The organism is Alloalcanivorax marinus, assembly GCF_016906305.1.
GTDB classification, from domain to species: Bacteria; Pseudomonadota; Gammaproteobacteria; order Pseudomonadales; family Alcanivoracaceae; genus Alloalcanivorax; species Alloalcanivorax marinus.
On record NZ_JADDOL010000005.1, the window covers coordinates 246,543 to 259,290 of the forward strand.

Genomic DNA, 12,748 nt, shown 5'->3' on the forward strand with positions numbered 1-12,748 from the left:
GGCTCCCGCCGTGGAAAGGATCAGAGCTGGCCACGCACGCCCTCCACCAGGTAGTCCATGCGCTCCAGTTCCACGGCGGTCTGTTTGTAGTCGGTGCCGTCGGCGATCACCACCTCGCCCCGGTTGTTCTTCAGCGGGCCGCCGAAGATCACGTAGTCGCCGCTGAGCATTTTCGCTTTCACCGCGTCCGCGTTCTTCTTCGCTTCGGCGCTCACCGCCGGCCCGTAGGGCGAGGTTTTGACGAAGCCTTCCTTGAGGCCACCGCGCAGGAAATTGATCATCGGCTCGCCGTTCATGGCCGCCTTGACGTGTTCCTGGTAGGGCGTCACCCAGTTCCATTCGGCGCCGGTGAGGTAGCCTTCCGGGGCCAGTGCCGCCTGACTGGCGTGGTAGCCGCAGGTCATGACGCCGCGTTTCTCGGCGGTTTCCACCAGCACCTTGGGGCCGTCCACGTGGCAGGTGATCACGTCACAGCCGCTGTCGATCAGGCTGTTGGTGGCTTCCGCCTCCTTCACCGGCATCGACCAGTCGCCGGTGAAAATCACCGAGGTGGTGATGTCCGGGTTCACCGAGCGGGCGCCCAGGGTGAAGGCGTTAATGTTGCGCAGCACCTGGGGAATCGGCTTGGCGGCCACGAAACCGAGCTTGGCCGACTTGCTCATATGGCCGGCCACCACGCCGTTCAGATACTGGCCCTCGTCGATATAGCCGAAGAAGCTGCCCACGTTCATCGGGTGCTTGCCCTTCTCCCAGAGGCCGCCACAGTGGGCGAAGCGGGTGTCGGAGAAACGCTGGGCCACTTTCAATACGTGCGGGTCGAAGTAGCCGAACGAGGTGGGGAAAATCAGGCTGGCGCCATCCTGGCGAATCATCGCTTCCATGGCGCGCTGCACCGCCACCGTCTCCGGCACGTTCTCCTGCTCCACCACCGTGACCCCGGGCATCTTCTTGACCAGGGCGGCGGCTTCCGCGTGGGACTGGTTGTAGCCGAAGTCATCGCGGGCGCCCACGTACAGGAAGCCCACGGTGATCTCTTTCTGCGCCGCGCGCAGCGGGTTGAACGGCAGCGCCGCGGCGGCGCCCAGCAGGCCGGCGGCCTTGATGAAGTTTCGGCGATTGATGTGCGACATGGTGAGGCGTCCTTTAACACTGACCTTGGATGGAAGGCGCCGCCGGGCGGCGCGCGAAGGTGGAGTGCATCCTGGAATGCATGCTGGTATACAAGTAAGCAGCCTTCATGCCATTCGCGGGAAACCCCTTAAAAACAAGGCTTTCCCGGCAAATCGCCGGTCCTCCTCAAAGGCCCGCTCGCACTGCTTGTGTGCAAAAGGACGCGCCGCGCACCAGCGGCGCGCACCGCCTCAGCCGCGGGACGCCCAGAAGGTCAGGCGACGCTCCAGCCACTCGAACGCCTGGTAGAGCACGATGCCCATGGCGCCCACCACCACCAGACCGGCGAACACCAGCGGCACCTCGAAGCGGCTGCCGGCCACCATCATCATGTAGCCGACGCCGGCGTTGGCGGCCACCGTCTCGGAAATCACCGAACCCACGAACGCCAGCGTCACCGCCACCTTCAAGGCGGCGAAGAAATACGGCAGCGTGCGCGGCAGCCCCACCTTGCGCAGCACCGTGAGGCGGTTGGCACCCAGGGAACGCATCAGATCGTTGAGTTCCGGCTCCACCGTGGCCAGGCCGGTGGCGATGTTGACCACGATCGGGAAGAACGAAATCAGGAAGGCGGTAAGGATGGCCGGCACCGTGCCAATGCCGAACCAGATCACCAGAATCGGCACCAGCGCCACCTTGGGAATGCTGTTGAAGGCCACCATCAGCGGATAGAGCCCTGCGTACACCTTCTCGCTGGCACCCACCGCCAGCCCCAGCACCACGCCGAAACCGACCGCCAGCGCCAGCCCCACCAATGTGGTCATCAGCGTCTGCAGGGAGTGCTGCAGAATCGGCTCCCACTGAGCCGCCAGGGTGGTGGCGATCAGCGACGGCGGCGGCAGAATAAAGGTCTTGATGGCGAAGCCGCGCACCACGCCTTCCCACAACAGAAAAGTCCCCAGAGTCACCAGCCAGGGCAGCACCCGCCGGTTGAGTATCCAGTCAGCCATGGGCGGGCTCCTTGTCGGCGTCGGTTTCACGGACTTCCACGATGTGGCCGCGCAGACGCTGCACGTACTCCACGAACGCCGGCTCGAAGGTACCCTCCACGGTACGTGGGCGGGGCAGATCGATAGTCTCCCGGTGGACGATGCGCCCGGGCCCCTTGGAAAACACATAAACCGTGTCGGCCAGGTAGACCGCTTCGCGCAGGTCATGGGTAACCAGCACGGTGGTGGGCCGGCGCTCCCGCCAGATCGACTGCACCAGGCCCCACAGATCCTCGCGGGTAAAGGCGTCCAGGGCGGCGAAGGGCTCGTCCAGCAACAGCAGGTCCGGTTCGTGGATCAGAGCGCGACACAGGGAGGCGCGCTGCTGCATGCCGCCGGACATTTCCCAGGGGTAGCGATGGGCGTACTCGCCCAGGCCCAGCCGCGCCAGCAGAGCCAGCGCCCGCTCGCGATACTCCGCCCAACGGGCACGGAAACCGGTGGGTCCGCTCACCACTTCCAACGGCAACAGCACATTGTCAAGCACCGTGCGCCAGTCGAGCATGGTGCTTTTCTGAAAGGCCACGCCCACCGCGCCCCGGGCGGCACCGGGGGCGCCGCCGCCCACGGTCACCCGGCCGCCGGTGGCGGTTTCCAGGCCGGCGATCAGCCGCAGCACCGAGCTCTTACCACAGCCGCTGGGCCCCACCAGCGCGACACTGCCGCCGCTGGGCACGCTCAGGGAGATGTCCACCACCGCCGGCGTTTCACTGCGCGGATAACGCAGGGTGGCCTGGTCCAGTTCGATAAAGCCCTCGCTCATGATCCATTCTCCACGATCACCGCCAGCGGGCCGCCGCCGTCCGGGCCCTGGTGCTCGGCGCCGCCGGACACGAACAGGGCCAGGTCGCCGGTGCGCCCGCCCAGCACCCCGCCCACCAGGGCGCGGGCATGACGGGTGGCGTTGATGTCGCTGTCGTCCCACATGGTGTGGCGGCGGCCGCGGATTTCGCCGCTGCGCGACGGCTCCGCCTTGGCCAGCAGCGCCACCAGTTGGCCGTCGCCCAAGGTGGCCCGGGCGCGGTCCAGGGCCTCGCCGTCCAGGGCGTCGGCCATCACGTCATGGCCGATGCGCAGGGCCGGGTCCCAGCCCGGCGCGTTGCCCAGCACCAGGATTTCGTTGCGCATCAGCTCGATGCCGGCGGAGGTGCTGGCGCGGCCGGACCACAGCGTGAAGTCATGGCAGACGGCGGCGTCGCTGAGCGCGCGCTCGTCCACCTCGCCCAGGGCCAGGGCCACGCCCAGGGCCGAGGCGCCCCGGGAATAGCCCATGGATTCGTAGGTGTCGGTGGTGGCCACGGTGGCGCCACGGCGTCGTGCCTGCTCGCAGCGGGCGGCGGTGAGCAGCGGGCATTTGATCTGCACGTAATGCACGTCCCCGTCCCGTTCGATGCCAGCCTCCGCCATGGCCCGGCGCACCGCCGCGGCGGTGGCGCGCACCTGGTCCAGACGGCCGATCTGTTCCGGCGCGAACGTTTCGGTGAAGGCGATACCCGCCGCCAGACCGGGCTGCTCCGGCGCCGGCGAAACGGCATCGTCCACCTCGAACACCAGCCAGTGCGGCGACAGGCCGCCCTCGGTGCCGCCGGACATCACGAAGGCGATGCGCTCGGCCACGGTGTCCTCGGGCAGGGCCAGCTGCTCGGCGAAGAAGCGCTTGAGCACACTGGTGGCGAAGGCGCGGGTGAAGTCGTTGACGCAACCGTTGCCCTCGGTCTTGCCGAGCACCGCCACCACCCGTTCCGGATGCAGGCGGCCGTCGGCCAGGGCGTCGCGCAGCGGCGTCAGGTCATCCGGCCCGGCGCAGGGAAAACGCAGAACACGGGTTCTCATTGCAGCACGCTCCGGTCTCCCAGGGCGTCCAGGAATTCACCGTCGAACACCTGTTCCGGCGCCGGCGGGTTGTCCAATTCCAGCGCACCGGCCACCACCTGGATGGACGCGGCCAGACGCTCCGGGTCCACCGCGCCCAGACCGTTCTGCTTCACCTCTTCGGTGATCAACTGGTTGTCGATCAGGAAGCGCATGCGGCGTTCTTCCAGATCCACGTTGATCAGGCTGTCCTTCTTGCGCAGTGCCTGGGCGGCGGCCAGCGGATCATCGATGCTGGCCTTGAGGCCGCGGTGGGTGGCGCGCACCAGACCTTGCACCACCTCGGGCTCCTGCTCGATCTGGCGCTCGGTGACGATCAGACCGTTGCTGTACAGCGGCACGCCATAGTCGGAGTAATAGAAGATGCGGATGTCGTCCTGGTCGATGCCCAGCTTGAGCAGGTTGGGCACCGCGCTGGGCGGGAAGCCGGCGATGGCGTCCACCTTGCCCTGCACCAGCAGGGCCTCGCGCAGATTGGGCGCCACGTTTTCGAAGCGGATTTTGTCGCTGTCCAGGTCGGCGGCCTCGGCGAACAGCGGGAACATGCGGTAGGCGGAATCGTTGGCCGGTGCGCCGATGGCCTTGCCTTCCAGTTGCTTCGGCGCCTCGATGCCGGACTCCTTGAGAGTGATGATCGCCAGCGGCGGCCGGTTATAGATCATGTAGACCATGCGCTGACGGTTGTCCGGATGGCGGGCGTTGAATTCGATCAGGGTATTGATGTCGCCGAAGCCGGCTTCGTAGCTGCCCCCGGCGATGCGCGTGATCACCGCCGAGGAGCCTTCACCGGCGTCCACGGTCACATCCAGCCCTTCTTCCTCGAAGTAGCCGCGCTGGGCGGCCAGCACGAAGGGCGCGTTGGAGGCTTCGAAGGCCCAGTTGGCGGTGAAGCGCACCTTGCGCTCGGCCTGGGCCGCCGGCGCCAGGCACAGGGTCAGCGCGGCCAGCAGACCTAACAGGGAACGGAGCGGCCGGCCACGGCCGGCCCCAGGTAATAAAGCGGTTCTCGATTGCATGCACATCACTCCTGCTCGCGTTGCGGGTGCCCGGCTCCGGGCCTGGGCGTTCAATGCGAGGCAAGATAGAATCCTTGGAGCGCAGCCCACCAGCGCTATTTTCTGGTCATGGCGATGCCGTTTCGGCATCGCTCATCCGACGGAGCCCGAGATGCAGAACATCCGCTTTCTTCGTTATGTGGACGCCGTGGCCCGCAGCGGCTCGATCCGCAAGGCCGCGGAACAACTCAACGTGGTGTCGTCGGCGGTGAACCGCCGCATTCTGGATATCGAGGCGGAAATCGGCACCGACCTGTTCGAGCGGCGGGCCCGGGGCGTGCGCCTGACCGCCGCCGGCGAACTGTTCGTCGCCTACGCCCGCAAACAGATGGCGGAGCTGGAACGCACCCTATCGGAGATCGAGGACCTGCAAAGCGTGCGGCGCGGCGAGGTGCGCATCGCCGCCATCGAGGGCATGGCGGCGGAGCTGTTGCCCCGGGCCATGTGTGCGTTTCAGAAAACCCATCCGAAGATTCGCTTCACCACTTTTATTTGTGGTCGCGAGGAGGTGTACCGGTACCTGAAGGAGTTCCGCGCCGACATCGGGCTGGTGTTCAACCCGGCGCCGGACCCGGAGATCCGCACGCTGATGGACGTGGAACAACGGTTGTGCGCCTTCGTCTCGCCGGACCATCCGCTCACCCGGCTGGACAAGGTGCGGCTGTCCGATTGCGTGGCCTACCCGCTGGCGCTGCCGGACCGGTCCCTGGGCGGGCGGGCCCTGCTGGACGAGTTTCTGGCGCGCCGCTCGCTGCGCCTGGAGCCGGCGCTGGAATCGGATTCCTTCGAACTGATGCGCAACTTCGCGGTGAAAAGCGGCGGCGTCTGCTTCCAGATCCAGATCGGCATGCCGCCCTCGCACCTGCCCGGCGGCATGCGCGCCCTGCCGCTGGCGGACCGGGGCCTGAGCCGGGGGCGTCTGGTGCTGGGCATGGAACACTCCCGGGCCCTGCCGGTGGCCACCGCGCGCTTCGTGGAGCACCTCAAGAACGAGCTGGCCGACGCCGCACAGTAATAGTGCCGCGCGCCCCGTGATGAAGCAGAACGCCACCCCGGAACACCAGCGCACCTTTACACCAAACCGCCGCCAGCACCCGTAAACACTGGCACCGCGCCGCGTCGCCGGGAAGCTGGCACCGGCCTTGCACTGATCGGCATACCTACTGGTATACAACGAGGTATGCGAACGTGCTTGGCTGGACCATCGATCAATGGCGCTCCGCCTACCGGCGCAAAAAGCTGACGCCGGTTTCCGCCATGAAGGCGCTGTCCGCTCTGCTGCAGGACAGCGAACGGGCTCTCTGGATTCACCTGCTCGACGAATCCAGTCTGCTGGCCCAGGCGGAGCGGCTCAGCGATCCGAGCCTGCCTCTCTACGGCGTGCCCTTCGCGGTGAAGGACAACATCGACGTGGGCAGCCTGCCCACCACCGCCGCCTGCCCGGCCTATGCCTATACCGCCCGGGAAACCGCCCCGGCGGTGCAAGCGCTGCTGGACGCCGGCGCCATTCTGGTGGGCAAAACCAACCTGGACCAGCTGGCCACCGGCCTGGTGGGGGTGCGTTCGCCCTACGGCGAGGTGCCCAATCCGTTTAACGGCGACTTTGTCACCGGCGGTTCCAGCTCCGGTTCTGCCGCCGTTGTCAGTCTGGGTCTGGTGCCCTTCGCGCTGGGCACCGACACCGCCGGTTCCGGCCGGGTGCCGGCGGCGCTCACCAACATCGTCGGCCTCAAGCCCACCAAGGGCAGCATGAGCACCCGCGGCGTGGTGCCCGCCTGCCGCACCCTGGATTGCATCAGCGTGTTCGCGCTCAGCGTGGACGACGCCGAAACCGTGTTCGATCTCTATAAAGGCTACGACGAACAGGACGGCTACGCCCGCCACGCGCCCGCCGGCGTGCCCACCGCCCTGCCGGAAAAGCCGCGCCTGGGCGTGCCCAAGGACACACCCTGGTTCGGCGACGATCAGGCCGCCGCCGCCTGGCAACGGCAACTGGAGGAACTGGATGCCATCGCCGAGCTGGTGCCGGTGGACATGGAAGTGCTCCATGAAACCGCCCGCCTGCTCTACCAGGGCCCCTGGGTGGCGGAGCGCTACACCGTGGCGGAGCCGCTGCTGGAAGACCCGGACGCCCTGCTGCCGGTGATCCGCGATGTGATTCTGCCGGCCCGGGACATGAGCGCCGCCGACGGCTTCCGCGCCCAGTACCAACTGGCGGACCTGCGCCGGCAAGCGGACCAGCTGATGGCCGGCTTCGACGCCCTGGTGGTGCCCAGCACGCCGGGCATCTATACCCGCGCGGCGGTGAACGCCGACCCGATCACGCTCAACAGTCAGCTCGGCACCTGGACCAACTTCGTCAACCTGCTCGATATGTGCGCCCTGGCCCTGCCCGGCGGCTTCCGTGACGGCGACGGCCTGCCCACCGGCATCACCCTGATCGGCCCGGCCTGGTACGACGCCGCCCTGGCGGAGTTCGGCCGGCGCTGGCAGCGCCACCGCCCCTGGAAAGCCGGCGTCACCGACCAGCAGCCGGCGCTGCCGAAAGCGGAAGACGACAAGAGCCGGGACGACGGCACCGTCACCGTGGCGGTGGTGGGCGCCCACCTGTCCGGCATGCCTTTGAATTACCAACTCACGGAACGCCAGGGCGTGCTGCTGGAAACCACCCGCACCGCGCCCTGCTATCGCCTCTACGCCCTGGCCAACACCACGCCGCCCAAGCCCGGCCTGATCCGCGCCGACGACGGCGCCGCCATCGAGATCGAGCTGTGGAAGCTGCCGGTCACCGAATTCGGCAGCTTCGTGGCGCTGATCCCCGGACCGCTGGGCATGGGCACCCTGGAAACCGAGGACGGTCGCCGGGTGAAAGGCTTTATCTGCGAAGGCTGGGCAATTGCCGACGCCAAGGACATCACCGCCCTGGGGGGCTGGAGACACTACATAAAGGGGGTATGACGTGGCTTTGAAGAAGGTCCTGATCGCCAACCGGGGCGAGATCGCGGTGCGCATCTGCCGCACGCTGAAGAGCATGGGCATCGCCTCGGTGGCGGTATACTCCGACGCCGACCGCAACAGCCAGCACGTGGCCGCCGCCGATGAGGCGGTGGCGCTGGGCGGCCAGACCGCGGCGGAGAGCTACCTGCGCAGCGACCTGATTCTGCAAGCGGTGAAGGACACCGGCGCCGACGCGGTAATCCCCGGCTACGGCTTTCTCTCCGAGAACGCCGACTTCGCCGAGGCCTGCGCCGCCCGGGGCGTGGTCTTCGTGGGGCCAACCCCGGACCAGCTGCGCCGCTTCGGCCTCAAACATGAAGCCCGCGCCCTGGCGGAAGCCGCCGGCGTGCCCCTGGCCCCTGGTACCGGCCTTTTGAAGAGCCTGGATGAAGCCAAACAGGCCGCCAGCGATATCGGCTACCCGGTGATGCTGAAGAGCACCGCCGGCGGCGGCGGCATCGGCCTGAGCCGCTGCAACGACGAGGCGGAACTGGTGGCCGCGTTCGAATCCGTGAAGCGCCTGGGCGAAAGTTTCTTCTCGGACTCCGGCGTGTTCATCGAACGCTTCGTGGCCCGCGCCCGCCATATCGAAGTGCAGATCTTCGGCGACGGCCAGGGCAAGGTGCTGGCCCTGGGCGAACGGGAATGTTCCCTGCAACGGCGCAATCAGAAAGTGGTGGAGGAAACCCCGGCGCCCAACCTGCCCCAGACCACCCGGGAAAAACTGCACGAAAGCGCGGTGCGCCTGGGCGAATCGGTGAACTACCAATCCGCCGGCACGGTGGAATACATCTACGACGACGAGCGCGATGAATTCTATTTCCTGGAGGTGAACACCCGCCTGCAGGTGGAGCACGGCGTCACCGAATCCGTGTTCGGCGTGGATCTGGTGGCCTGGATGCTTCAGTTGGCCGGCGGCGACAGCGTGCCCCTGGACCGGAATTACCGGCCCGACGGCCACGCCATGGAAGTGCGTATCTACGCCGAGGACGCCCTCAAGGATTTCCAGCCCAGCCCCGGCGAACTGACCGAAGTGTTCTTCCCGGACAACATCCGCCTGGACGGCTGGGTGGACACCGGCACCGAGGTGAGCCCGCACTACGACCCGATGCTGGCCAAGGTGATCGTACACGGCGCCGACCGCGCCGCCGCCCTCGACAACATGCGCGACGCCCTGGCCGCCACCCGCCTGTCCGGCATCGCCACCAACCTGGACTACCTGCGCCAGATTCTGCGCGACCCGGCGGTGGCCGAAGGCAAGGTCTCCACCCGCTACCTGGAGAACTTCCAGTACACGCCCACCGCCTTCGAGATCGTCGACCCGGGCACCTACACCACGGTGCAGGACTACCCGGGCCGCGCCGGTTACTGGGACATCGGCGTGCCGCCGTCCGGCCCCATGGACGACTACGCGTTCCGGATCGGCAACCGCATCGTCGGCAACCACGCCAGCGCCGCCGGGCTGGAGGCCACGCTGGTTGGCCCCTCCCTGCGCTTCCACAGCGACACGGTGATGGCGATCACCGGCGCCGGCTGCGACGCCACCCTGGACGGCGAACCGGTGGCGCTCTGGCAACCGGTGGCGGTGAAGGCCGGCCAGACCCTGGTTACCGGCAAGGTGACCAGCGGCTGCCGCACCTATATCGCCGTGCGCAACGGCATCGATGTGCCCGACTACCTGGGCAGCAAGTCCACCTTCGTGCTCGGCCGGTTCGGCGGCCACGGCGGACGTACCCTGCGCAAGGGCGACGTGCTGTCGATTTGCCAGCCGCGACTGGCGGGCTGCCCCACCCCGGCCCCGGAGCATGAACCGGCGGCGCCGGACGCCGCGCTGATTCCGGATTACCCGCAACAGTGGAAAATAAAGGTGCTGTACGGCCCCCACGGCGCGCCGGACTTTTTCACCGAGGAAGCCATCGAGGAATTCTTCAGCGCCGACTGGCAGGTGCACTACAACTCCAACCGCCTGGGCATCCGCCTGGTGGGTCCGAAACCAAGCTGGACCCGCACCGACGGCGGCGAGGCCGGCCTGCACCCGTCCAACATTCACGACTGCGAATACGCCGTGGGCAGCGTCAACTTCACCGGCGATTTCCCGGTGATCCTCACCAAGGACGGCCCCAGCCTGGGCGGCTTTGTGTGCCCGGTGACCATCGCCAAGGCGGAGCTGTGGAAGGTGGGGCAGTTGAAGCCCGGCGACAGCATCCGCTTCGTACCGATGGCGTTCGACGAGGCGCTGGCGTTGGAGAAAGCCCGCGATCACGCCATCGAGACCCTGCAACCGGCCACCCCCGATGTGCCCGCCGTGCCGAAACCGGAAACCGCCTTCACTTCGCCCACCATGCTCGCCGAACTGGACGCCACCGACCAGGCGCCGCGCATCACCTACCGGCAGGCCGGCGACAAATACATTCTGATCGAGTACGGCGACAACGTGCTGGATCTGGACCTGCGCTTCCGCGTCCACGCCCTGATGGAAAACCTCAAGGGCGACAAAGTAGAAGGCATCCTGGAACTGTCGCCAGGCGTGCGCAGCCTGCAGGTGCACTACGATTCCCGGGTGATCCACCAAACCGACCTGGTGAACACCCTGCTGGCCCGGGAAGCCGCGCTTGGCTCAGTGGCCGATATGACGGTCACCTCCCGGGTGCTGCACCTGCCCCTGGCGTTCGAGGACAGCGCCACCCTGGACGCGGTGAAGCGCTACCAGGAAACCATTCGCGGCGACGCCCCCTGGCTGCCCAACAACGTGGAGTTCATCCGCCGCATCAATGGCCTGGATTCCATCGAGCGGGTCAAGGAGATCGTCTACCAGGCCAGCTACATGGTGCTGGGCCTGGGCGACGTTTACCTGGGCGCGCCCTGCGCCGTGCCGGTGGACCCGCGCCACCGGCTGATGACCTCCAAGTACAACCCGGCGCGCACCTATACCGCCGAAGGCACGGTGGGCATCGGCGGCGTCTATATGTGCATCTACGGCATGGACTCCCCCGGCGGCTACCAGCTGGTGGGCCGCACCCTGCCGATCTGGAACAAGCACCTGAAGAACCGTCAGTTCAAAGCCGGCGAACCCTGGCTGCTGCGCTTCTTCGATCAGGTGCGCTATTACCCGGTCAGCGAAGACCAGCTGGCGGGCCTGCGCGATGCCTTCCGCGAAGGCCGCCTGGAAGTGGAGATCACCGAGGAACAATTTTCCCTGGCGGAGTACCACCGCTTCCTGGACGACATCGAACCGGAAATGGTCGCCTTCCGCGACAACCAGCAGGCCGCCTACCGGAAGGAAGTGGCCCGCTGGCGGGACGAGGACGCCCAGATCGAGTCCGCCATCCTGGGCGGTGGCGGCGCCGACATTGGCGAGGTGGACGGCCACCTGGTGAGCGCCGAGATCAGCGGCAACGTCTGGAAACTGCTGGTGGAGGAAGGCGCCACCGTGGAGGAAGGCCAGACCCTGGTGATCGTGGAAGCCATGAAGATGGAATTCGAAATCACCGCCAGCGCCGCCGGCACCGTCACCGGCCTGCACTGCCGGCCCGGGGCCGTTATCAACGCCGGCGACCCGGTGGCGGTGATCGACACGGACGTGGCCTGAAGGAGCCGCCATGAAGATGGTCCTGAAAAACCAGACTCGGGAAAACCTGGCCGAGCGCATCTACCGACAACTCAAGCAGGACATCTTCGACTTCCGCCTGCTGCCCGGTGATCGCTTCAGCGAGAACGAGATCGCGGAACGCATGGGCGCCTCCCGCACGCCGGTGCGCGAGGCCCTGTTCCGACTGGAACGGGAAGACTACGTGGAGGTGCTGGCGCGCAGCGGCTGGCAGGTCAAACCCTTCGACTTCAAATACTTCGAGGAACTCTACGACGTCCGCATCGTGCTGGAGTGCGCCGCCGTGCGACGGCTCTGTGAACAGAACGGCCCCACCCCGCAACTGGAGGCGCTCACCGCGCTGTGGAGCACGCCCAAGGAAGACCGCCCGCGACAAGTGGGCCCGGTCTCGGCCCTGGACGAACGCTTTCATGAAATTCTGGTGGAAGCCGCCGGCAACCAGGAAATGGCGCGCATCCACCACGACCTCACCGAGCGCCTGCGCATCATCCGCCGCCTGGACTTCACCAAACCCCCGCGCATCGACGCCACCTACCAGGAACACGCCGCCATCCTCGACGCCATCGCCCACCGCCGGGTGGATCAGGCCCAGATGCTGCTGCGCGCCCACATCGAAGCCAGCCGCAACGAAGTCCGCAAGATCACCCTCCACATGCTCCACGAAGCCCGCGCCCACGGCCGCGCCTCTGGCACCTCCGGGGTCGGACCACGGTAACCCTCTGATTCGTAACGATTTCACCTCATAAAACGGCGCCCGACGGCCGCTAGATGGGCCTTTTTCACCCCAAAAACGAGCGCTAACGGGCTAATCCGACGCTCTGTTCTCGTGCCAGGTGAGCAGCCGGTCGAGAACCGGGCAAAGCGCCTGACCCCATTTCGTCAGCCGGTATTCCACCTTGGGCGGCACCTCCGGATAGACTTTGCGCGCCACAAGCCCATCCGCTTCCAGCTTGCGCAGCTGCTGAGCAAGCATCTTTGGCGAGATGCCCGGAATACTTTTTTCGGGTATCCGGATTAAGTGGTAGATGGAGCCCCCTTGCTCCTTCGAACCCTTAACT

10 protein-coding genes are annotated in these 12,748 nt (G+C 66.8%); 4 read left to right on the forward strand and 6 right to left on the reverse strand.

From position 1 onward, the window contains the following. Positions 1 to 20: 20 nt before the first annotated feature. The 5 genes from IM760_RS06835 to IM760_RS06855 form a co-directional block, all read right to left on the reverse strand. A complete protein-coding gene (locus IM760_RS06835; protein ID WP_204427809.1) occupies positions 21 to 1,130 on the reverse strand; it encodes a BMP family ABC transporter substrate-binding protein in 1,110 nt (369 codons plus the stop codon). Between the two features lie 231 nt (positions 1,131 to 1,361). Then, the gene (locus tag IM760_RS06840; RefSeq protein ID WP_204427810.1) at positions 1,362 to 2,120 is read right to left on the reverse strand and encodes an ABC transporter permease; all 759 of its coding nucleotides are present in this window, start codon (positions 2,118 to 2,120) and stop codon (positions 1,362 to 1,364) included. After that, a complete protein-coding gene (locus IM760_RS06845) occupies positions 2,113 to 2,922 on the reverse strand; it encodes an ABC transporter ATP-binding protein (RefSeq protein WP_204427811.1) in 810 nt (269 codons plus the stop codon). Before IM760_RS06845 ends, IM760_RS06840 begins: the two co-directional genes overlap by 8 nt. Then, a complete protein-coding gene (atzD, locus tag IM760_RS06850; protein ID WP_204427813.1) occupies positions 2,919 to 3,992 on the reverse strand; it encodes a cyanuric acid amidohydrolase in 1,074 nt (357 codons plus the stop codon). The genes IM760_RS06845 and atzD overlap by 4 nt, the downstream gene beginning before the upstream one ends. Continuing rightward, positions 3,989 to 5,047, reverse strand: a complete 1,059-nt coding sequence (locus IM760_RS06855; protein ID WP_204427814.1) for an ABC transporter substrate-binding protein — start codon at positions 5,045 to 5,047, stop codon at positions 3,989 to 3,991. Before IM760_RS06855 ends, atzD begins: the two co-directional genes overlap by 4 nt. Before the next feature lie 151 nt (positions 5,048 to 5,198). Between IM760_RS06855 and IM760_RS06860 the strand changes: the two genes are divergently transcribed. From IM760_RS06860 to IM760_RS06875, 4 genes are all read left to right on the forward strand, one after another. Further along, positions 5,199 to 6,101 (forward strand): LysR family transcriptional regulator, encoded by a 903-nt coding sequence (locus IM760_RS06860; RefSeq protein WP_204427815.1) that lies wholly within the window; start codon positions 5,199 to 5,201, stop codon positions 6,099 to 6,101. Positions 6,102 to 6,274: 173 nt separating this feature from the next. After that, on the forward strand, positions 6,275 to 8,044 hold the full coding sequence (gene atzF, locus IM760_RS06865) for an allophanate hydrolase (protein WP_204427816.1): 1,770 nt from the start codon (positions 6,275 to 6,277) through the stop codon (positions 8,042 to 8,044). Between the two features lies 1 nt (position 8,045). Further along, positions 8,046 to 11,672 (forward strand): urea carboxylase, encoded by a 3,627-nt coding sequence (gene uca, locus IM760_RS06870; protein ID WP_338021374.1) that lies wholly within the window; start codon positions 8,046 to 8,048, stop codon positions 11,670 to 11,672. Between the two features lie 16 nt (positions 11,673 to 11,688). Then, positions 11,689 to 12,405 (forward strand): GntR family transcriptional regulator, encoded by a 717-nt coding sequence (locus IM760_RS06875; RefSeq protein WP_204427855.1) that lies wholly within the window; start codon positions 11,689 to 11,691, stop codon positions 12,403 to 12,405. A 90-nt stretch (positions 12,406 to 12,495) separates the two neighbouring features. On the opposite strand, the gene IM760_RS06880 is transcribed toward IM760_RS06875, so the two are convergent. Then, on the reverse strand, positions 12,496 to 12,748 hold a 253-nt coding region (locus IM760_RS06880), incomplete at its 5' end, for a winged helix-turn-helix transcriptional regulator (RefSeq protein ID WP_204427817.1).

What these genes read in the sequence shown, in the direction of transcription:
- IM760_RS06855 (WP_204427814.1), bottom strand. Translation starts at nt 5,047, where the DNA reads ATGCAATCGAGAACCGCTTTATTACCTGGGGCCGGCCGTGGCCGGCCG.
- atzD (WP_204427813.1), bottom strand. Translation starts at nt 3,992, where the DNA reads ATGAGAACCCGTGTTCTGCGTTTTCCCTGCGCCGGGCCGGATGACCTG.
- IM760_RS06875 (WP_204427855.1), top strand. Translation starts at nt 11,689, where the DNA reads ATGGTCCTGAAAAACCAGACTCGGGAAAACCTGGCCGAGCGCATCTAC.
- IM760_RS06845 (WP_204427811.1), bottom strand. Translation starts at nt 2,922, where the DNA reads ATGAGCGAGGGCTTTATCGAACTGGACCAGGCCACCCTGCGTTATCCG.
- IM760_RS06860 (WP_204427815.1), top strand. Translation starts at nt 5,199, where the DNA reads ATGCAGAACATCCGCTTTCTTCGTTATGTGGACGCCGTGGCCCGCAGC.
- IM760_RS06840 (WP_204427810.1), bottom strand. Translation starts at nt 2,120, where the DNA reads ATGGCTGACTGGATACTCAACCGGCGGGTGCTGCCCTGGCTGGTGACT.
- IM760_RS06835 (WP_204427809.1), bottom strand. Translation starts at nt 1,130, where the DNA reads ATGTCGCACATCAATCGCCGAAACTTCATCAAGGCCGCCGGCCTGCTG.